The 20,050-nt window shown below is 72.5% G+C and carries 17 protein-coding genes; 7 read left to right on the plus strand and 10 right to left on the minus strand.

Features of this window, described 5'->3' with window-relative positions; translation table 11 throughout:
• Positions 1–513: an EF-hand domain-containing protein gene (locus tag SAVERM_RS19850; protein ID WP_010985273.1), complete on the minus strand. Its 513-nt coding sequence runs from the start codon at positions 511–513 to the stop codon at positions 1–3.
• 181 nt (positions 514–694) lie between these two features.
• Positions 695–1,075, minus strand: a complete 381-nt coding sequence (locus SAVERM_RS19855) for an STAS domain-containing protein (RefSeq protein ID WP_010985274.1) — start codon at positions 1,073–1,075, stop codon at positions 695–697.
• A gap of 392 nt (positions 1,076–1,467) precedes the next feature.
• Here SAVERM_RS19855 and SAVERM_RS19860 point away from each other — a divergent pair, with 392 nt between their 5' ends.
• Together SAVERM_RS19860 and SAVERM_RS19865 are read left to right on the plus strand one after the other, a co-directional pair.
• Positions 1,468–2,049: a sigma factor gene (locus SAVERM_RS19860; protein ID WP_010985275.1), complete on the plus strand. Its 582-nt coding sequence runs from the start codon at positions 1,468–1,470 to the stop codon at positions 2,047–2,049.
• Positions 2,046–3,530 carry a maleylpyruvate isomerase N-terminal domain-containing protein gene (locus tag SAVERM_RS19865; RefSeq protein ID WP_010985276.1) on the plus strand — a complete coding sequence of 495 codons (1,485 nt, stop codon included), beginning with the start codon at positions 2,046–2,048 and terminating at the stop codon, positions 3,528–3,530. The genes SAVERM_RS19860 and SAVERM_RS19865 overlap by 4 nt, the downstream gene beginning before the upstream one ends.
• 126 nt (positions 3,531–3,656) lie before the next feature.
• Here SAVERM_RS19865 and purU read toward each other — a convergent pair whose 3' ends face one another.
• Positions 3,657–4,538, minus strand: coding sequence for a formyltetrahydrofolate deformylase (purU, locus tag SAVERM_RS19870; RefSeq protein WP_010985277.1), 882 nt, complete (start codon positions 4,536–4,538; stop codon positions 3,657–3,659).
• 131 nt (positions 4,539–4,669) lie between these two features.
• Positions 4,670–5,170: an SCO4402 family protein gene (locus SAVERM_RS19875; protein ID WP_010985278.1), complete on the minus strand. Its 501-nt coding sequence runs from the start codon at positions 5,168–5,170 to the stop codon at positions 4,670–4,672.
• 117 nt (positions 5,171–5,287) lie between these two features.
• On the opposite strand from SAVERM_RS19875, the gene SAVERM_RS19880 reads away from it, so the two are divergent.
• Positions 5,288–6,574 carry an ABC transporter substrate-binding protein gene (locus SAVERM_RS19880; RefSeq protein WP_010985279.1) on the plus strand — a complete coding sequence of 429 codons (1,287 nt, stop codon included), beginning with the start codon at positions 5,288–5,290 and terminating at the stop codon, positions 6,572–6,574.
• Positions 6,575–6,607: 33 nt separating this feature from the next.
• Here the strand turns inward: SAVERM_RS19880 and SAVERM_RS19885 are convergent, their stop codons facing one another.
• Together SAVERM_RS19885 and SAVERM_RS19890 are read right to left on the minus strand one after the other, a co-directional pair.
• Positions 6,608–8,344, minus strand: coding sequence for a hypothetical protein (locus tag SAVERM_RS19885; protein ID WP_037644694.1), 1,737 nt, complete (start codon positions 8,342–8,344; stop codon positions 6,608–6,610).
• Between the two features lie 201 nt (positions 8,345–8,545).
• On the minus strand, positions 8,546–9,931 hold the full coding sequence (locus SAVERM_RS19890) for an NsdA family TPR-like regulatory protein (protein ID WP_010985281.1): 1,386 nt from the start codon (positions 9,929–9,931) through the stop codon (positions 8,546–8,548).
• Between the two features lie 317 nt (positions 9,932–10,248).
• Here SAVERM_RS19890 and SAVERM_RS19895 point away from each other — a divergent pair, with 317 nt between their 5' ends.
• From SAVERM_RS19895 to SAVERM_RS19905, 3 genes are all read left to right on the plus strand, one after another.
• The gene (locus SAVERM_RS19895) at positions 10,249–10,902 is read left to right on the plus strand and encodes a bifunctional DNA primase/polymerase (protein ID WP_010985282.1); all 654 of its coding nucleotides are present in this window, start codon (positions 10,249–10,251) and stop codon (positions 10,900–10,902) included.
• 216 nt (positions 10,903–11,118) lie between these two features.
• Positions 11,119–11,910, plus strand: a complete 792-nt coding sequence (locus tag SAVERM_RS19900; protein ID WP_010985283.1) for an ABC transporter ATP-binding protein — start codon at positions 11,119–11,121, stop codon at positions 11,908–11,910.
• Positions 11,907–13,541, plus strand: coding sequence for a hypothetical protein (locus SAVERM_RS19905; protein ID WP_010985284.1), 1,635 nt, complete (start codon positions 11,907–11,909; stop codon positions 13,539–13,541). Before SAVERM_RS19900 ends, SAVERM_RS19905 begins: the two co-directional genes overlap by 4 nt.
• 190 nt (positions 13,542–13,731) lie before the next feature.
• On the opposite strand, the gene SAVERM_RS19910 is transcribed toward SAVERM_RS19905, so the two are convergent.
• Positions 13,732–14,592 carry an alpha/beta fold hydrolase gene (locus SAVERM_RS19910; protein ID WP_037644693.1) on the minus strand — a complete coding sequence of 287 codons (861 nt, stop codon included), beginning with the start codon at positions 14,590–14,592 and terminating at the stop codon, positions 13,732–13,734.
• Positions 14,593–15,193: 601 nt separating this feature from the next.
• Positions 15,194–15,886 carry an iron-dependent transcriptional repressor DtxR gene (locus SAVERM_RS19915; protein ID WP_010985286.1) on the minus strand — a complete coding sequence of 231 codons (693 nt, stop codon included), beginning with the start codon at positions 15,884–15,886 and terminating at the stop codon, positions 15,194–15,196.
• A 235-nt stretch (positions 15,887–16,121) separates the two neighbouring features.
• On the opposite strand from SAVERM_RS19915, the gene SAVERM_RS19920 reads away from it, so the two are divergent.
• Entirely contained in the window at positions 16,122–16,877 is a 756-nt protein-coding gene (locus SAVERM_RS19920) for an SIS domain-containing protein (protein WP_010985287.1), read from the plus strand.
• A gap of 43 nt (positions 16,878–16,920) precedes the next feature.
• Here the strand turns inward: SAVERM_RS19920 and SAVERM_RS19925 are convergent, their stop codons facing one another.
• The gene (locus tag SAVERM_RS19925; protein WP_010985288.1) at positions 16,921–18,351 is read right to left on the minus strand and encodes a PAS domain-containing protein; all 1,431 of its coding nucleotides are present in this window, start codon (positions 18,349–18,351) and stop codon (positions 16,921–16,923) included.
• Between the two features lie 812 nt (positions 18,352–19,163).
• On the minus strand, positions 19,164–19,838 hold the full coding sequence (gene pdxH, locus SAVERM_RS19930; RefSeq protein ID WP_010985289.1) for a pyridoxamine 5'-phosphate oxidase: 675 nt from the start codon (positions 19,836–19,838) through the stop codon (positions 19,164–19,166).
• Between the last annotated feature and the right edge of the window lie 212 nt (positions 19,839–20,050).

Below are 20,050 nucleotides of genomic sequence, written 5' to 3' on the forward strand. Positions count from 1 at the left end.
TCACTCCGGCACCGTGAAGTAGCGCGCGAACGCGGAGACGACCTCCGCCTCCCCGATCCGGCCGTCGGCGTCCGCGTCGAGGGTGCCGGCCGCCGCGGCCGCGATCTCCTCGGGAACGCCCAGCGCCTTGAGCACCCGTACGGCCTCGTCGACCGTGGCCGCGCCGTCCCCGTCGGTGTCCGCGACGGCGAGGGCCGCGTGCAGGAAGGGGCGGGCGATCTCCGCGAACCGCTCGGGGTTGTCGCGCAGCCGCTTGACCGCGCCGCCCACGAACTCCTCCCGGGTGATGCGCTGGTCACCGTCCCGGTCCGCTATCCCCGCCATGCCCTGCCAGAAGGCCTCGGCGCCGATATACAGGGACTGACCCTTGTCCGACCGGGCCGGGGTACCGAACTCGGCGAGGACCGCCTTGGTCGCGGCGTTGAAGTCCTCACGGTCGATGTAGCCGTTGCCGTCCTGGTCGAAGCCGGCGAACCGGGCAGCGATCTTGCGCTCGTACTCGGTGCTGACCATGGTGTTTTCGGACCGCCTTACTTCACATCTCAGCCGGTCTCTCCGCGGGACCGGGGGTTCGTCTGGCACGGAGCGTACGACGCCGGGGCCTTCGGGCGAGCGGGAAACCGGCGCTTGTACCCAGACTGCGGGAATTCCGGGACAACAGTGTGGCCGTGCACCCCTGGGCGTGTGAGGGGCATCACGCGGACAGGGGGCGGGCTTCCTCGTCCACGGCCGAGGCGAGGTCCGGGTGGACGTCGAAGAGACGGCGGACGCCCAGGGCGGCGAGAACGCGGTTGACGTGCGATCCGTCCTCGGCGCCCTGCGCGGGCAGGATGAGGCGCAGCCGGCCCTGGCAGGAGCGGATCAGACGGCGGGTCGCGATCAGTACGCCGACGCCGCTGGAGTCGCAGAACAGCACCTCGGAGAGATCGAGGACCAGACTGCGGTGGCCGTCCGCCACCGCGTCGTGCACCCGCTGGCGCATGACCGGCGAGGTCATCAGGTCCATCTCGCCCGCCACCTGGAGGACGGCCCAGTCACCTCGCTTGCCCTCGGTCACCTTGAACACCACCGCCACGCCCCTCCGCTCGCTCGCCCGCCGATCGAAAACGGAATCGATCCCTACGCTTCCTTCCAGCGCGGCTGCCCCACCACCGTTCCATGAAACACCGGTAATCGATCGAAAGCGTGTGGTAGTTAAGCCATTTCAATCACGTACGGTCTGATTCGATCGTGCCTGATCGGAGTGCGCCAGGGTAGACACGGCGCAGCACGGATCGTCCGCACGGGATCCCACGGAGCCGTCATGGAGCTGCCAAGGCCGAGCCCCTACCATCCGCGGCGCGTCAAGGGGCGCACATTGCCGCAAAGGGGCGTGCGCTGTCAGACGTGCGGACTACATTCGAGGAAGCAGTGGACAGAGGCTGGAGCAGGCCGAACACCGGGCACGAGCGCATGTGAGGGGGCCGCATGGCGGCGAAGAACGCACCGCCCCGCTGGGACCGCAAGATGCAGCAGCGGCTCGCACGCGGCGAGGCGGCGGCGCTCGGTGAACTGTATGACCGGTTCGCTTCGCTCGTGCACGGCCTCGCCCACCGGGTGCTCGGGGACGAGCGGGCCGCCGACCGCATCACCCGCGAGGTGTTCGCCCATGTCTGGGAGCACCCGGACGCATATGACCCCAAGCAGGGTCCGCTGCGCTCCTGGGTCGCCGGGCTGACGCACCGGCTGGCGGTGCAGCGGCTGCGCGCCACGGAGACGGCCGCGCTCGCCCGGGGCGGCCGGGGCACCACGGAGGACCTGGAGCGCAGGGTGCGGCGCGCCTCGGTGGCCGCCCGCGCGGACTACATCGTCACGTCCATGCCGACGCCGTTGCGGGCCGCGCTGGAGCGCGCGTACTTCCAGCGCCGTGACTACCGCCAGACCGCGGTCGACCTCGGCATCACGGAGGACGAGGCCCGCCGCCGCCTGCGCCTCGGCCTCCAACTCCTGTCCACGGCCAACGACCCCGGCACGTCCGGGCTACCGCCCGAGGACGGGAGGCCACGGTGAGCGGGGCGGAGGGGTTCGAGGAAGCCGAAGGGTCCGAGGAAGCCGAGAGGCACGACGGGCAGGACGGAGCCGAAGAGGGCAACGGAACGGAGCGGCACGACGGACCCAAGGGGACCCCCGGGACCGAGGGGACTACCGGGACCGAGGGGACTGCCGAGGCCAAGGGGGTCACTGGGACCGGCAGGGCCGAGGGCGCTGACGGAGCCGAGGGTGCCGACGGAGCCGACGGGCTCAAGGGCGTCGGGGGCGCCGGCGGCAGCGGCGGCAGCGGTGTCGGTGGTTCCGGGCGGCTGCCTCGCGTACCGCCACCGCGGGTGTCCGTCGAGGACAGCGGGCGGCCGTTGCCCGACCTCGGGCCCCTGCCGCTCGTGCTCGAGCACCGGGTGCTGAAGTCGTTGCTCGGCGCGTGGGCGCTGACCGCCTGCTCGCCGGAGGAGACCGCGGCCGTCGAGGAGCACCTCGGCGACTGCGGCCCCTGCGCGGAGGAGGCGCTGCGGCTGCGCGACGCCGTCGGCCTGCTGCACCCCGCCGAGAGCCTCGACCTCGATCCCGCCCTGCGCACCCGCGTCCTGGAGGGCTGCCTCGACCGGCGTCCGCCGCGCATCCCGGTGCCGAAGTGGGCGGCCGCGTACGACGCGGAGACCGCGCGGCTCGACGCGCTGCTCCAGGACATCGGCGACGCCGAGTGGCACGCTCCGGTGCGGCTGCGCTGGTTCGACGGACAGCGGCCCGCGAGCCGGCGTACGACCGTGGCCGGAGTGATCGCCCACCTGCTGACCGTCGACGGACTGGTCGCCGTCGCCCTGGGCCTCGACGACCCCCTCGCCGGGACACCGGCGGGCAACGGCACGCCCACGGCCCGCACCGAGGCGTACTGGCGGGCCGCCCACTTCCCGCCCACCCGTTCCGTACGCGGCCCATGGCGGGAGCAGAGCCACAGCCTCGTCCGCACGGTGTCGTTCGCGGGCGGCGGCTCCGGAAAACTGCCCGTGCCCTACGGCGGCTTCGAGCTGTCGCTGCGCGACTCCATGCTGGACCGGGCCTTCGAGTGCTGGGTGCACGCGGACGACATCGCGGACGCGGTGGACTACCCGTACGACCCGCCCGCCCCGCGCCATCTGCACACGATGATCGACCTGGCGGCCCGGGTGCTGCCCGTCTCCCTGGCCGAGCGCCGCCGGGCCGGGCTCGCGGCCCCGCCCCGCCGGACCCGCCACCTCGTCCCGGCGGGCGCGCCCGGCCGCAGTCTGCGCCTGGAGATCGAGGGTCTGGGCGGCGGCGAGTGGCTGATCCCGCTCGACTCTCCGGCCGCGACCGGCTCCGCCGCGCACGAGGTCGCTCATGTCGCGCTCGACGGGGTGGAGTTCTGCCGGCTCGCCGCGGGGCACGTGTCACCGGAGGAGGCGGCCGCCGGGCAGGACGGCGACCGGGAGGCGATCAGGGACGTACTGCTCGCGGCGGCCTCGCTCAGCCGGATGTGAGCCCGGCCAAAAAAGCCCGGACGACGACGAACGGACCCGACGACGAACGGACCCGACGACGAACGGACCCGAGGACGAACGGACCCGACGGCCCGACCGGTCCGGGCGCCCGACCGGTCCGGAGGCCTACGCGAAGACGACCGTGCGGCGGCCGTTCAGCAGGATGCGGCGCTCCGCGTGCCACTTCACCGCACGCGCCAGCGCCTGGCACTCCACGTCACGCCCGATCGCGACCAGCTGGTCCGGCGTCACGTCGTGGCCCACCCGCTCGACCTCCTGCTCGATGATCGGGCCCTCGTCGAGGTCCGCGGTCACGTAGTGCGCGGTGGCACCGATGAGCTTCACACCGCGGGCGTGCGCCTGGTGGTACGGCTTCGCACCCTTGAAGCTCGGCAGGAAGGAGTGGTGGATGTTGATGATCCGGCCGCTGAGCTGCTTGCACAGGTCGTCCGAGAGGACCTGCATATAGCGGGCGAGGACGACCAGCTCGATGTTCTCGCTGCGGACCAGCTCCAGCAGCTGCGCCTCGGCCTCCGCCTTGTTGTCCCTCGTCACCGGAATGTGGTGGAAGGGGATGTCGTACGACGCCACAAGCTCCGCGAAGTCCGTGTGATTGGACACCACGGCCGCGATCTCGACCGGCAGCGCGCCGGTCCGGGCGCGGAAGAGCAGGTCGTTCAGACAGTGGCCGAACTTGCTGACCATGAGGACGACCCGCATCCGGTCCTCGGCCCGGTGGATCTGCCAGTCCATGTGGAAGGCGTCGCCGATCGCCGTGAAGCTCGCGCGCAGCTTCTCCACCGTCACCGGCGCCTCCGCCGAGAAGTGGACCCGCATGAAGAACAGACCGGTGTCGTGGTCGCCGAACTGCTGACTGTCCTCGATGTTGCAGCCGGTCATGAAGAGATAGCTCGACACGGCGTGCACGATTCCCTGCTTGTCCGGGCAGGAGAGGGTGAGGACATACTGCTCAGCGGGCGCGGCGGCGCGGACGGACTGCTCGTTCATGCAGGACAGGGTCCCATATCCGGCGCCCGCGCCGGACGGTCGTCCCGCCACCCGGACGGCCGCCCGCACGAAGGGCTACGCAGTCGGCGACACGCAGTTCGGGTCACGCCGTCCGCGGCACGCGGTCCGGCTCACGCGGTCCGCGTCAGGATCCGCAGCACCTCGAGCGTCCGCGGCGGCACGTCCGGGTCCTCCTCGTCGCTCACGGCCAACCGCACATGCGCGTCGCGGGCGGCCCGGACGGCCTCCGGCCACGCATGGTGGTCGAGGTAGGCGGAGACGGGCGCGTCCGGGCCGACCTGGTGCATGATGCGCAGCACGCGCAGCACGGCCGTGTCGACGAGCGCCGCCTCCTGCGAATCCCGGAATATCGTGCCGACGTATTTCTCGGCCGACCAGTTGTCCAGCCAGGTGTCCTCGACCAGCCGGTACACGGCGTCGGTGACGTCCCCGTACCCGTCGACGCCCGCCAGCCAGACATCACGCTGGAACGCGGGGTCGGAAAGCATGTGCAGCGCGGAGCGCACATTGCTGCGCCAGCGCCACCACGGCATGTCGTTCAGTGGCATGCCGCCCATGGTGGAGGAGCGACGGCCGCGACGGGAAGAGTTCTCCGAACCTTGCACGGTCACCGATCGTACGTTCCCTGCGAAAACCAGATCATCAGCCCCCGTAATTCACCTCAGCGTCACCCCTCGTTGACCAATGGTCACACCTGCATTAGTGATGTGACGGAATCGTGCGTGTCCATGACCGGCAGGCGACGCACCTCCTTTCTCCCTCGTCCCGTCAAGACCGCGGCGCTGTCCGCGGGGGCCCTGGCGGCGTGTGCGGCGCTCGCCGTCGGTTGCGGTGTCGTCCCCGGTGTCACGGGGGGCTCGGGGGACGACACCGTCACCGTCATGACCTGGGCACCGGAGAAGACCACGGCGACCAACGAGCCCGGCATGCCGGCGATGGCGAAGGCGTACGCACGCTGGGTCAACGCCGAGGGTGGCCTGAACGGCCGCAAGCTCAGGGTCCTGACCTGCAACGACCACAACGACACCGTGGATGCGGCGAAGTGCGCCCGGCGCGCCGTCAACGAGGGAGCCGTCGCGGTCGTCGGCTCCTACAGCCAGCACGCCAGCTCCTTCCTCTCCCCGCTGGAGTCGGCGGGCATCCCGTACATCGGCGGCTACGGCGTCACCGACGACGAGTTCAAGAGCGTCCTGTCCTACCCGGTCAACGGCGGCCAGCCCGCGCTGCTGGCCGGCCTCGGCGAGGAACTGGGCAAGAGCTGCGGCCCCGTCGCCCTCATCCGCCCCGACACCTTCGCCGGCGACCAGCTCCCGGTGCTGTTCGGCTCCGGCCTGAAGGCGGGCGGCCACTCGGCCGCCGCCGATCTGCGGGCGGACGAGGACGCCAGCGAGTTCGCGGGACAGGCCCGGCAGGCGCTGCGGCGGGCGAGCGCCGACCCGCTGAACAAGGGCTGTGTGGTGCCCGCGCTCGACGAACGCACCAACACGTTCATGGACTCCTTCCGGCGTCAGCGCGACGACTACCCGACGGTGCGCACCGCGTCCGTGCTCGGCAGCGTCGACCAGTCGGTGATCGACGCGACGGGCGGCGCGTCGGGGCCGTACGAAGGGGCGTACGTCACCGGCTGGTACCCGGTCGCGAGCGACGCGCGCTGGGGGCCGATGAAGAAGGTGATCCGCGAGCACGCCTTCGGCGACAACCGGATCGACCCGGCGGACGCGGGCGTGCAGACGACCTGGATCGCGTACACCGTGCTCAAGAAGGTCGTCGAGTCGCTCGACGGCGAGGTGAGCGCCCGTACCGTCCGGCGGGCCCTGGACGACGGCGTCAAGGTGGAGACAGGCGGCCTCACACCGAGGCTCAGCTGGCGCTTCGAGGACATGACGGCGGTCGTCGACTTCCCCCGCGTGGTCAACGCCGACGTCACCTTCCAGGTCGTACGCGAGGGCCGGCTGGTGGCGGCCCGGCGCGGCTTCGTCGATGTGTCGAAGGTCCTGGAGAGCAACGCGTACTGAGCCCCGGCGCCCGCAGACGCCGGCGCCCCGGGCTCAGAGCTGGGTGGGCTGCCGCTGGGTCAGGCCGTACGTGGACGCGATCGTGTTCCACAGCCCCGCGGCCTTGACCTTCTGGGCGCTGGCCGTGGTGCTCGCCCGGTTGCCGGCCACGGTCTGGCCGGTGGTGCGGGCCTGGCCCTTCTTGCAGCCCTTCTTGCCGTTGACCTGGTCGGCCCAGGCCGCGTAGTGGGTGTCGGCGGAGGCGGAGGCCTGCCAGGCGCTGGTCAGCGCGGCGGTCAGCGCGGCGTGGTTCGGGAGCTTGTCGACGGAGAGGCCGGACAGGCGGGTCACCAGGTCACCGCGCTGCTTGGCCGCGTCCCGCAGATCGCCGGCCGCCTGGTCGAGGTTGTTGCAGGTCCGCACGTTGCCGACCGCCTTGATCACGGAGTCGCGGCTGTTGCCGCTGTCCGCCAGGAGCTGGTCCAGCGCGACGGCCTGTTCCTTCGCCGGGTCGGCGGACGCCGACGCCGACGATTCCTTGGCCGGGGCGCTCGCCGACACGGGCTTGCTGTCGTCGCCCTTGCTCTCGCTGCCGCCACCGCTGCTCAGCAGCGCGCCCGCGCCGATGCCGAGCACGGCGATGCCCACGCCGACGGCGGCGATGAGCGGCACACGCGAACCGGTGCGGCCACCGCGGCCGCCCCCCTCGTCACCCGCGGCGCGCCGGGCGGCCGCGCGACCACCCGGCGCTCCCGGCGCTCCCGCGGCCGGCGGCTGGAACTGCGGCAGCTGCTGGGTGGACGACGCGCCCGCCGAGTCGCTGCGGAAGAGGTTGTCGAACTCGGCCGGCGGCTGCCGCTCGTCGGGCGCGCCCGGCCGTATCCCGTAGGACCCGGCGTCGGGCTCCGCGGGCACGGGCGGGAGGTACTGCGTGGCCTGCGCGTCGGGGTCGGCGGCCGGCCGGGAGCCGGCCTGCGGGCCGTGGCCGAGGAACTGCGTCGCGTCGGCGGACACCTCGGGCGGCAGCGCTCCGGGGGCGACCGGCGGAATGTACTGGGTGGCACCCTCGTCGACGGCCGGGACGGGCGGGAGGTACTGGGTCGCCCCCTCGTCCGGGGCCGCGGGCACGGGCGGGAGGTACTGCGTGGCCCCCTCGTCGACGGGCGGCAGCGGGGCGCCTCCCGGGACGGGCGGGAAGGCCTGCGCGCCCTCGGGGGGCAGCGGGCCGGCACCGCCGGTGCCGTGCGGCGCGGAGAACCCGGGCGCGGGCGCCTGCTGCGACTGCGGCTGGAAGCCGGAGTCGGGCGCGTACTGCGGCTGCGGCTGCGGCTGCGGCTGCGGCTGCGCGGGGAACGCGGAGCCGGCCGCCTGCTGCGGCTGCTGCTGATGCGGTTGCTGCTGATGCGGCTGCTGCTGCTGCTGTTGAACCGGGTACCCGGAGTCGCTGGGCTGCCCCTGCGGGCCGTCCCAGCCCGATCGCAGGTCCTGGGAGGCCTCCCAGGACGGCTGCGCCCCCGAGGTGCCCCAGTCGGGCGCGGGCGCGGACTGCGGGGGCTCGGGCGCCGTCCAGGGCTGTCCCGCGTCCGTGGGCGCGCCCCAGCCCGGCGCGGGCGGGGTCTGCCCCGGGCCGTCCGGGCCCCAGGGCTGACCCCAGGCCTGACCGCCCGCCGGGGCGGGCCGCTGATCGCCGGTCGTGCCCGGCAGGAGGGGCGCGCCACCGTCCGAGGGCAGCACGATGCCTTCGCGCGCGGGCCGCGCCGAGGGCTCCTCGCCCTGTCCACTCTGCGTCACCGGGACTCCTACGAATGGGGGACCTTCGGAATCGTCGGCTCACGCTACCGGGTCTCCACGACCCGATGCCACGCAGCACAGGACGAGACGTCCGCCCCTGTGACCGCGGTAACGAATCCGCCCCGCCGTGCGCTATACATGCCTCCTTCCGTCACCGGCGCACGCGTTTCCCCTCCGTTCACCTCCTCGCCGGCCGTACGTTCACGCCGCCGCCTGCAACTCCATGCGCGCCCCGAACTCCCGTACCACCGGCTCGTCCCGGTACGGCTCCAGGCGCTGCTGGAGGTCGTCCAGGTACTCCGCGCCGCGGTTCGACCGCAGGGTGCCGAGGAGTTCGACCGCCCGCAGCCCCGTGTGGCACGCCTGCTCCACCTCGCGCTGCTGCACCTGCGCTGTGGCGAGGAGCACATATCCGATGGCACGGCGGCGCGCCCGCGACTCGGGGTGCCCGGCCAGGGACTCCTCCGCGCGCCGCGCCGCCGCCTCCGCCTGTCCCAGGTCCCGGTGACAGTGCGCCAACTCGTCGGCCAGATACGCCTCGTCGAAGTGGGCGATCCACGCCGGGTCGTCCCCGGACGAGGGGTCCGCCGACTCCAGCGCCGTGACCGCCCGCCCGGACGCCACCTGGGCCGCCCGCGCGTCGCCCATCAACGCGTGCCCGCGCGCTTCCGCCGCGTAGAACATCGCCTCCGCACGGGGTGTCACGCGCCCGCGTGCCCCCTCCTGCGCCGCCCGCGCCAACTGCGCGATCTCCCGCGGGTTGCCGAGCTGAGCGGCCAGGTGGCTCATGGACGCGGCCAGCACATATCCGCCGTACCCGCGGTCCCCGGCCGCCTGCGCGAGCCGCAGCGCCTGGATGTAGTACCGCTGGGCGAGGCCCGGCTGCCCGGTGTCGATCGCCATGTACCCGGCGAGCTCGGTCAACCGTGCGACCGCCGCGAACAGTTCACGCCCGACCGCCTCGCGGTACGACCCCGCGAGCAGCCCCGAGACGACGCTGTTGAGGTAGTGCACGACGACCGGGCGCACATGCCCGCTGCCGTACGTGTGGTCCAGGTCCACGAGGGCCTGGGTCATCGCGCGCACCGCCGCCACGTCCGAGATCCCGACCCGGGGGCCGGCCGACCGCGCCACCTGCGAGTCCGGCACGGAGATCAGCCAGTCGCGGCTGGGCTCGACCAGCGCCGAGGCGGCGACCGAGGAGCCGGAGAGGAAGTCCCGGCGGCCGACGTCGCTGCGCCACAGCTCACACACCTGCTCGATGGCGCCGAGGACGGTCGGCGAGAACTGCAGGCCCACGCCGGACGCCAGGTTCTTGCCGTTGGCCATGCCGATCTCGTCGATCGTGACCGTGCGCCCCAGCTTGCGGCCGAGCGCCTCGGCGATGATCGCCGGAGCCCGGCCCCGTGGCTGCTGTCCACGCAGCCAGCGGGCCACGGACGTCTTGTCGTAGCGCAGATCGAGACCGTGTTCCGCGCCGCACATGTTGACCCGGCGGGCCAGCCCGGCGTTCGAGCAGCCCGCTTCCTGGATGAGCGCCTGGAGCCGTTCGTTCGGCTGCCTGGCTACGAGAGGCCTTGCGGCCATGGCGTACCCCCTGTGGCTGCGGTGCCTGCCCACGCACCGAGTTGACGTGTCCTCAGTGGCCGGTTCCCCGCCGGAACGAACAAAAGAAGTCGGCCATGAAGATCAATGCCCCGCGGACATACCGAAGATGCGAGACATGCGAGGATTGCCGGGGTAAGGACGCTTGCCCGACCCCCCACGTGGTTACCCACCGGCCGCTGTCGTTGCCCATGCGCGCCCCCACACGTGCATCCATGCGCCCCACGTGCGGAATCGATGCTCCTCCCCCGCGCACGCGCCGGCCGTAACCCAAGGTGACGGCTGGAGTTGAGTTCCTCGTGGAAGAGACCATCGCGGGGCCTCAGGCCGCCCAAATCCCGAAGCAGCGCGGCGAATCGCTGCAGGACACCGCCGTCCGCTACGCCGAGGAACGCCACTGGGACGTGTTCGCCGGGACCTGGCTGGAAGCCGTCGAGGGGGTGCCGCGCTGCTCGTGCGGGGACGCCGCGTGCGCCGTGCCCGGCGCGCACCCGGCGCGCGAGGACTGGGCCACGCAGGCGACGGGCAGCGCGACCGTCGCGCGCCGTATGTGGGCGAAGCAGCCGACCGCGTCGATCCTGCTGCCCACCGGGCGCACGTTCGACGCGATCGACGTGCCGGAGACCGCCGGCTTCCTCGCGCTCGCGCGCATGGAACGCATGGAGCTGACGCTCGGCCCGGTCACCTGCACACCGGACCGGCGCATGCAGTTCTTCGTGCTCCCCGGGGCCGCCGTGAAGATCCCCGACCTGGTCCGCAGGCTGGGCTGGCCGCCCGCCTCCCTCGACCTCGTCGCGCTCGGCGAGGGCATGTACGTGGCCGCCCCGCCCACCCGTTACGGCTCCCGGGGTGCCGTCCAGTGGGCCTGCCGACCGACGCCCGCGAACCGCTGGCTGCCGGATGCGGAGGAGTTGATCTCGCCCCTCGCGTACGCGTGCGGACGGGAACGATAGCCCTGCGGACCGCCTCGCACGCAGATCCGCATAGAACGATATGAGACGGTACGGGACTGTATAGACCCGTAAGGGCAGGTACAGGCAGGTACAGATAGGTACGGACAGGTACGGACCGAGCGGGTCGTCGGGGGCTTGTCGCGCCCGCTTCGCGAAGCCGCAGGATGTCCCGGCCACGCGCCCCTGAGGGGGCACACTCGCCCTTAGGGTGCCTACATGGCTGAGGGAGCAGTGGTGGATGTGCCCGCCGTACGCGTGCGGGGGCTCTGGAAGCGGTTCGGGGAGCAGATCGCCGTCGCGGGAGTCGATCTGGAACTGCCCGCGGGCCGGTTCGTCGGCCTCGTCGGGCCGAACGGGGCCGGGAAGACCACCACCCTGTCCATGGTCACCGGGCTGCTCCGCCCCGACCAGGGCGCCGTCGAGGTCGTCGGCCACGACGTGTGGCAGGACCCGGTGGCGGTGAAGGCCCGGATCGGCGTACTGCCCGAGGGACTCCGGCTCTTCGAGCGGCTCTCCGGACGTGAACTCCTCGGCTACACGGGCAGACTGCGCGGCCTGCCCGGCGTCGAGGTCGACAAACGGGCCGCCCAGCTCCTCGACGTCCTCGACCTCGCGGGCGCCCAGCACAAACTCGTCGTCGACTACTCGACCGGTATGCGCAAGAAGATCGGACTGGCCGCGGCCCTCCTCCACAACCCCGAAGTCCTCTTCCTCGACGAGCCGTTCGAAGGCGTCGACCCGGTCTCCGCGCAGACCATCCGCGGCGTCCTCGAGCGCTACACCGCCTCCGGCGCCACGGTCGTCTTCTCCTCCCACGTCATGGAGCTGGTCGAATCGCTGTGTGACTGGGTGGCCGTCATGGCCGCGGGGCGCATCCGCGCACACGGCCCGCTCGCGGAAGTCCGCGGCAGCGCCCCCTCGCTCCAGCAGGCGTTCCTGGAACTGGTCGGCGCGAACGGCCGCGCCGCCGCCACCGACCTCGACTGGCTGGGCGGCGGCGCCCGGTGAGCGCGGCCGACCCGACGAGTACGGCCGACCCGACGAGTACGCCCTCCCTGACCTCGGTCGTCGTACGGCTGAAGCTGTCGCTCCTCAGGAACGGGCTGCGGCAGTCCGCCGGGCGGCGGGCCGCGTACGTCACCTCCCTCGTCCTCGTCCTGCCCTTCGCCGGCCTCCAGCTGCTCGGCCTGATCGCGCTGCGCGGCACCACACACGCCCCCGCCGTCGCCGTACTGCTCGTGGCGGTCCTGGCGCTCGGCTGGGCCGTGATGCCGCTGTTCTTCCCGAGCGGCGACGAGACGCTCGACCCCACCCGCCTGGTGATGCTGCCCCTGCGCCCCCGGCCGTTGATCAGGGCGCTCCTCGCGGCCTCGCTGGTCGGCATCGGGCCGCTGTTCACGCTGTGTCTGCTGGCCGGTTCCGCGGTCTCGGTGGCGCACGGCACGGCCGCATGCGTCACCGCGGTCGTCGGCGTGGCGCTGGCCCTGCTGGGCTCCGTGGCGCTGGCCCGGGCCGTCGCCGCCGCCAACATCCGTCTGCTGAGCAGCCGCAAGGGCCGCGATCTGGCGGTGCTGAGCGGACTGGTGGTCGCGATCGGCGCGCAGCTCGTCAACTTCGGGGCGCAGCGACTGGGGTCGGCCGGCGGGCTGTCACAGCTCGACCCGGCGGCGGACGTACTGCGCTGGGTGCCGCCGGCGGCGGCGATCGGCGCGGTCGACTCGGTGAGCCGGGGCTGGTACGGGGCCGGTGTCGCCCAACTCGTGCTGAGCGCCCTGGCGCTGGTGGGCCTGCTCGCGCTCTGGTCGCGCAGTCTGACCAGGCTGATGACCTCGCCGGACGGGTCGACACTCCAGGCCGCCGAACCCGGGCGGGACAGGGCGGGGCGGTCCTCGGGGCTCGGCCGGCTGCTGCCCGCGGGCCGCACCGGGACCGTCATGGAGCGCAGCCTGCGCTATGTCTGGCGCGATCCCAAGACCAAGGCGGCCTGGGCGACGTCGCTGGCCATCGGGCTGATCGTGCCGGTGTTCAACGCGCTCCAGGGCACCGGCTCGATCTACTTCGCGTGCTTCGCGGCCGGAATGCTCGGCATCCAGATGTACAACCAGTTCGGGCAGGACACCTCCGCGTTCTGGATGGTCGCGATGACGATCTCGTCCACCCGGGACGCCTACGCCGAGCTGCGCGGGCGTGCGCTCGCCCTGCTGGTGATCACCCTGCCGTACGCGACGCTCGTGTGCGTCCTGACGACCGCGATGCTCGGCGACTGGCCCCGGCTGCCCGAGGTGCTCGGGCTGTCCTTCGCGCTGCTCGGGGCGATGCTGGCGACCGGGGCGTGGTCGTCGGCGCGCTTCCCGTACTCCATCCCGCAGGAGGGCTACAAGAACGTCGCGCCCGGGCAGGCGGGGCTCGCCTGGATCTCGATCTTCGGCGGCATGGTGTCGGCGGCACTGCTGAGCGCCCCCGTCATCATCCTGACCATCTGGCTGAACGTGGCCGCGGGCGGGGGCGAGTGGACCTGGCTGCTGCTGCCGGTGGGCGCCGCGTACGGCGCCCTGCTCACGCTGCTCGGACTCCGGCTCGCCGCACCACGGACGGCACGGCGGCTGCCGGAGATCCTGGCGGCGGTCAGCAAAGGATGACTCCCGGCGGCGGTCGGCAAGAGGTGGCCCCGGCGGTGGCCGCCGGAGTGTGGGCCGGGGCTTGTGCGGGCCGGTCGGACAGGTCCCGTGCAGGCCAGTCAGCCAGGACCCGTGCGGGCCGGTCAGCCACGGCCCGTGCGGGCCAGTCAGCCACGGCCCGTGCAGGCCAGTCAGCCACGGCCCGTGCGGGTCAAGGCGCCAGGACTCCGTCCAGGAACGGCTCGATCGCTGCGCGCCACGCCTCCGGCTGGTCGTAGTGCACGAGGTGGCCCGCCTCGGCCACCTCCGCGTACTGCCCGTACGGCAGCACCCGCACCATCTCCTGGGACTCGGCCCGGCCCAGCTCGCCGTCCAGGCCCCGGACCACCAGCGCCGGGCAGCGGACCTGTGCCAGCTCCTCCCAGTGCGCGTCGTACACCCAGGTCTGGCGGGACTTCAGCATCTGCTCCGGTTCGAAGACGGGACGCCAGCCGTCGTCGGACTCGTGCATCACCTCGGCGTAGAACTCGCCGCGCGACGGGTTCGGACGCTCCACCCAGGGGTCGTCCTCGCCGAACCACTTGCGTACGTCGGCCAGCGTGGCGAAGGGGACGGGCCAGGCCTTGAACCAGTCCTCCCACTCGCGCTGGGAGGCGGCACCGAGCGCGGACGCCCGCATGTCGCAGATGATCAGACCGCAGACCAGGTCGGGGCGCTTGGCGGCGAGCTGCCAGGCGGTCAGGGCGCCCATGGCGTGACCGATGAGGACGGTCGGGGCGAGACCCAGCTGTTCCAGGGCGGCCTCCGCGTCCTCGACGTAGGCCTCACGGGTGTAGGCCGCCTCTGGCGGCTTCCCGCTCTGGCCGTGGCCTCGCTGGTCGAGGGCGACGGCCCGGTGCCGCTCGGAGAGCCAGCGGGCGGTCGACGCCCAGTGTGATGCTCGGCCCATCAGGCCGTGCAGTAACAGCACGCCCGGCGTTCGCTCGCTCTCCCCGTTCTTGGGAGGATCGGCGAACTCCCAGGCCGCGAGGCGTACGCCGCCCGCACCGGTCACATCGATGCGCCGCACCATAGTCCTGGCACCCCCCTGGCTCCGCTCGGACCGCTCGCTCCCGCGTCGAGCCGACCGGTCCACCGCTGTCGTACGGCTGTCGTACGGCTGTTCTGCCGCTGTCGTTCCGCTGCTCCTGCTGGTTGCTGCTCACTGCTCGCGCCATTACTACTCGCGCCGGTTGTTACAGCGCGCGCCTCGCGGGGTTCGTCACCCTCATGCCCCCCACACCCCTCACGCTATCGAATAGCTATTCGAAAATGCTGCTTCTGGCGACAACACCCCTCGTTCGAGTGACCTCTCCCGGGGATTGTTCGCCGTCGCCGAGGGGAGATCTTCAACGGGGGGCGGACCGCTCGGGGAAAACGGTCCGCGGGGAATGACCCTGGGAGCTCGGGGCTCCGGGTCAGCACGGGGGAGGACAGGCCCCGGCGCCTTAGGGCGCCGGGGCCCTCGACACTTCTGCGGCGCATATGCCCGCCCCCTTCCCGCACAGGGACAGACTTGCACGCAACCCGGAGATGCGCTGCGATTCCGCACAGTCAACAGACGGTCAACTACGCGCAAAGCGCGGTCGGTTCGGACACCGGGAGCGTCCGATGCCGCCGCGGGCCGCCCCGGGTCAGCGCTTCGCGACGAAGACGTGGGAGGCCACGTCCGCCTCCAGCTCGGCCGCCTCGCCGCCGCTGCCCACGAGGACGCCGCCCGGCGACTCCGTCACGCTGACCACGGAGCCGGGCTGCACGCCCGCCCGCCGCAGCGTGTACATCAGCTGCGCGTCCGTCTGGATCGGCTCGCCGATGCGCCGCACGACCACGGTCTTGCCGTCCGCGCCCGGGTCCAGCTCGGCCAGCGACACCATGCCCTCGTCGAGGAACGGGTCCGCGCCGTCCTTCTCGCCCAGCTCCTCCAGGCCCGGGATCGGGTTCCCGTACGGCGACTCGGTCGGGTGGCGCAGCAGCTCCAGGACGCGGCGCTCGACCGCCTCGCTCATCACGTGCTCCCAGCGACACGCCTCGGCGTGCACCTGCTCCCACTCCAGACCGATCACGTCGACGAGGAGACACTCCGCGAGGCGGTGCTTGCGCATCACGCGCGTGGCGAGCCGCCTGCCCTCCTCCGTGAGCTCCAGGTGGCGGTCGCTGGCCACCGCCACCAGGCCGTCGCGCTCCATCCGCGCCACGGTCTGGCTCACCGTCGGCCCGCTCTGGTCGAGCCGCTCGGCGATGCGGGCGCGCATGGGGACCACGCCTTCCTCCTCCAGCTCGAGGATGGTGCGGAGATACATCTCCGTGGTGTCGATCAGTCCGGACATTCGTGCCCCTCGATTAGCTCTGCCGGAGACTCGACGGCTTCCGGCGCGTGCGCTGGCCCTGGATTCAATTCTGACGCATACCACTGACAACCGTGCCGCGCCGTCGCAACCACACGGTCAAGACCGCCTTCTGCGGCTGTACGGGCCCGCGGGCCGTATTGACAGCGCGCTGGTCCAGACCGCAACGTGATCCGCGACGCGTCGACGCTGACGAGACTTCGAAGGGGCTTCGCCGATGAGCGAGAGCAAGCTGGCCGAGCAGTTCCTCGACGCCGCGATCGGCCTGCTCCAGCGCGTGCGGGACGAGGACGCCGAGCCCATCGCGGCCGCCGGCACCCTCATCGCCGACACGGTCGCCGACGGGGGCCGCCTGTTCGCCTTCGGCGCCGGGCACTCCTCCCTCGCCGCGCAGGACCTCGTCTACCGCGCGGGCGGCCTGGCCCTGATGAACCTTCTCGCCGTCCCCGGCGTCGTCGGCGTCGATGTCATGCCGGCCACCCTGGGCTCCGCCCTGGAGCGCGTCGACGGCCTCGCGAGCGCCGTCCTCGACTCGAGCCCGGTCCGCTCCGGCGACGTACTGGTGATCATCTCGCTCTCCGGCCGCAACGCCCTCCCTGTGGAAATGTCGATGAACGCCCGTGCGCTCGGGGTCAAGGTCATCGGCGTGACCTCCGTGGCCTACGCCTCGCAGACCAGGTCACGCCACGTCTCCGGCACGTATCTGAAGGACCACTGCGACATCGTCCTCGACTCGAGGATCGCGGTGGGCGACGCGGAGCTCACCCTGGACACGATCGAGGCCCCCTTCGCCCCCGCGTCGACGGTCGTCACGACGGCTCTGCTCCAGGCGGTCATGGCCACGGCCGCGGGCACGCTGGCCGACCGCGGCATCGAACCCCCGCTCCTGCGGTCGGGCAACGTGGACGGCGGCCACGACTGGAACGACCGGGTGATGCGCGAGTACGGCGACAGGATCTTCTACCGCCGCTGAGGCCGAGTCCCACGCGCCGACCGGAGTCGGCGCGGGCCACCCCCTACCGCTCCCCCGCCGGCCCGGCCAGCCCGGCCAGCCCGGCCAGGTCCAACGCGGCGGCGATCCGTACCGCCACGTCCTCCGCGTACACCGCGTCGGCCCGCTCGAACTGGCTCCGCCCGGCCCCCCGCAGAAACGTCACCACCCCGAGCGTCCGCCCCCGGCTGCGCAGCACCGCGCACAGCGCGTGCACCGCGTCCCCGGGCCACTGCCGCGAGATGGCCCACTCCCGCGCCCGCTCCGCGTCGGACACCCCCGCGCTGGCCCGCACGGACCCGGCCCGCTCCACGCACTGCAACGCCGGATGCCCCTCCGCGTACCACACGGGCAGCTCCGCCTTCCCGACGAGCAGGCTCGGTCCGGGCGCCCCCGAGGGCGTGTCGGCGGCCCGTACGAGCCGCACCGGCGGTCCGTCCCCGTCCCTGTCGCCGTCCGCCACCGGGCCCCCGGCCACCCGGTCGATCAACGCGTGGTCCGCGAACCCGGCGAGCGAGAAGTCCAGATGGACGGTGGCCGCCTCCCCCGGGTCCTCGCACTCGGCGGCGGCCCGCGCGGCCCGGTGCAGCTGGTTGGTGCGGAAGCGCAGCAGCGCCGCCTCCTGCTCGGTCTGCTTGGCCTCGGTGATGTCCTGGAAGAGCCAGCCGACACCCAGGGGTACGGGCTCCTCGGCGAGCGGCGAGGCGAGCCGCAGGAACCCGCTGCGCCAGCACCGCCGCTTCTCGCCCTCGGCGGTCCGCACGCTCACCCACATCTCGGCGGGCGCGGGCGGCGCCCCTTCGGCGAGCACATGGGTCAGGGCGCTCTCCAGCTCCTCGACCCCCTGGGAGAGCAGGTCGCCCAGCGGCCGCCCGAGCACCGTCGTGCGCCCGGTGCCCAGCGCCCGCGCGGCATGCGCGTTGACCACCGCGGGCCGCAGGTCGGCGTCGACGAGCACGACACCCCAGCTCGCGTCCTCGAACAGCGCCTCACTCAGGGCGATGGACCGCTCGAGGTCGATCTGGGTGTGCACCTCACTGAAGGCGCAGTACACCCCGGCCGGCTTCCCGTCGGGCCCGTGCACGGCCGCGGACTGGGTCCGTACGAGCACCCGGCCGCCGTCCTTGGTGAGCAGCGCGAACTCGTGCACCTGACGGCCGGGGGCCTGCATGGCGGTCATCAGCCGCGCCTCGACGTCCTCGGCGTCGGCGGTCCGTACGGCCCAGCCGGCGAACCCCCGGCGCCCCACGGCCTCGGCGGCGGTCCAGCCGAGGATCCGCTCGGCCTCCCGGTTCCAGTGCGTCACGACGCCGTCGGCATCGAACGCGCACAACGCCGCGTCCATCCCGTCCAGGAGCGCGGCAAGCAGGTCCGCCCCGTCGGGCCCGTCCCGCTCGGGATCGGGCCCGTCGGGCCCCAGCTCGTCGGTGGTCCCACTACGCCGGGAAGCACTCACCTGGACCCCCTGCAGGCTGCGTCCGCACGTACGGCGCGTCAGTTCGCTCACTCGCCTTCATTCAACTGGAACGTGACCCAGCCCACATCCTGTTCCCGAAAGATTGGACGAAACGTTGTACGCCGGATCCCCTCCGCCGGAGCTCCTCCGCCGACTCTCCTGCCCGTGCCCCGGGAGCCCGTGCGGCAACCTTCGAAAAAAGCGCTTGAGCGATGCCCGATCGGTTCTTAGTGTGTGGTGTACACGAGAGAGGAGGTGGTTCGGCAGATGTATGCAAACCGGACGCGTGAGGTGGCTGCGGGCTAGCGGCCCGTCACCACATCCAGTGCGGTGCCGGACCAGCGCGTGACATCAGCGCGCAGCCGGCCCAATCTCCAGCAGTCACCCGACCCGCGAGCTCGCCGGTACGTCCGGCCGGCTCCTCCGCCGTCAGGCGCAGGAACCCGAGCTCGCGGGTCGTCTGCGTTCGTCGCCGTCTACGCCAGGCTCAGTTTTCCGGTGCGTTGGGCGCGCGACTCCCCGACCCGCAGGATCACGGCCGCGGCCGCCAGCATCAGGCTGCCGGTGAGGGGGAAGACCGCCCCGATCGCCTGGACCGCCGTCGGGAGCGCGAAGTGCGGGAGGCGGACGCCGGCGACGAACCAGAGGGGTGTAGTACGTCGTGGCCAGTTGCAGGATCGGCCAGACGAGCATCGAGAAGACCACCAGCGGGCCGGCCGAAGAGGCGGCGGTGCTGGGCTGACGAACCTTCCGGGGGGCGGCGGCGCTGGAGGCGGGGGCGTCGGTGGCGGCGCCCGCCGGGGGCCGGGGTCTCAGGGGCTGAGTCGCTCCACCCGCCAGGATCCGTCCGGCTCGGCCACGTAGCGCAGGCGGTCGTGGAGGCGGTTCCAGCGGCCCTGCCAGAACTCGACCGTCTGCGGGGCGATGCGGAAGCCGCCCCAGTTCGGCGGGACCGGGACCTGCTCGCCCTCGGGGTAGCGGACGCCCAACTGCTCGTACGCCGCGTCGAGCTCGGCGCGGGAGAAGATCACCGAGGACTGGGCGCTGGCCCAGGCGCCGAGCTGGGAGCCGTGCGGCCGGGTGCGGAAGTAGGCGGCCGTCTCGTCGCGCCCGGTCCGGCGCGCGAGGCCCGTGACGACCACCTGGCGGGCCATCGGATGCCAGGGGAAGAGCAGCGAGACGTACGGGTTGGCGGCCAGGTCGCGCGCCTTGCGTGAGTCGTAGTTGGTGTAGAAGACGAAGCCCTGCTCGTCGTACTGCTTCATCAGCACCGTGCGCGAACTGGGCCGGCCGTCGGCGTCCGCGGTGGAGACGACCATCGCGTTCGGCTCGTACACCACCCCCTGTGCGGCGGCCTGCGCGGCCTGCGCGAACCAGCGGGTGAACTGATCCATCGGGTGCGCGGCCAGCTCGGTCTCGTCGAGTCCCTCCAGCCGGTAGTGCTCACGCATCGCCGCGGGGTCGTGGATAGGGTCACGGTCGGTCACGTGGTCATCTTGCCGTACGCGCCATGGCATCCGGCGGGGTGTCGTTCATCACTGGGTGGCACTGAGTGCCGCACGCTCTCCCCAAAGGTGGCACTCGGGGATAAAGTGCTGCTGCCGCTCCGGTTGGGTGAGTGCCGACCGATCGGGGCATCACCGGGGTGAGATCGAGGTGACCGCTTCGGACCGCGAGTCTTCGGAGACGACCGTGGAGC

The sequence above is a fragment of the Streptomyces avermitilis MA-4680 = NBRC 14893 genome (assembly GCF_000009765.2).
GTDB classification, from domain to species: Bacteria; Actinomycetota; Actinomycetes; order Streptomycetales; family Streptomycetaceae; genus Streptomyces; species Streptomyces avermitilis.

Bases quoted from the DNA above. Each gene is read 5' to 3' on its own strand.
- purU (WP_010985277.1), bottom strand. From the start codon at position 4,538: ATGAACGAGCAGTCCGTCCGCGCCGCCGCGCCCGCTGAGCAGTATGTC.
- SAVERM_RS19915 (WP_010985286.1), bottom strand. From the start codon at position 15,886: ATGTCCGGACTGATCGACACCACGGAGATGTATCTCCGCACCATCCTC.
- SAVERM_RS19850 (WP_010985273.1), bottom strand. From the start codon at position 513: ATGGTCAGCACCGAGTACGAGCGCAAGATCGCTGCCCGGTTCGCCGGC.
- SAVERM_RS19880 (WP_010985279.1), top strand. From the start codon at position 5,288: ATGACCGGCAGGCGACGCACCTCCTTTCTCCCTCGTCCCGTCAAGACC.
- SAVERM_RS19890 (WP_010985281.1), bottom strand. From the start codon at position 9,931: ATGGCCGCAAGGCCTCTCGTAGCCAGGCAGCCGAACGAACGGCTCCAG.
- SAVERM_RS19910 (WP_037644693.1), bottom strand. From the start codon at position 14,592: ATGGTGCGGCGCATCGATGTGACCGGTGCGGGCGGCGTACGCCTCGCG.
- SAVERM_RS19860 (WP_010985275.1), top strand. From the start codon at position 1,468: ATGGCGGCGAAGAACGCACCGCCCCGCTGGGACCGCAAGATGCAGCAG.
- SAVERM_RS19920 (WP_010985287.1), top strand. From the start codon at position 16,122: ATGAGCGAGAGCAAGCTGGCCGAGCAGTTCCTCGACGCCGCGATCGGC.
- SAVERM_RS19900 (WP_010985283.1), top strand. From the start codon at position 11,119: ATGGCTGAGGGAGCAGTGGTGGATGTGCCCGCCGTACGCGTGCGGGGG.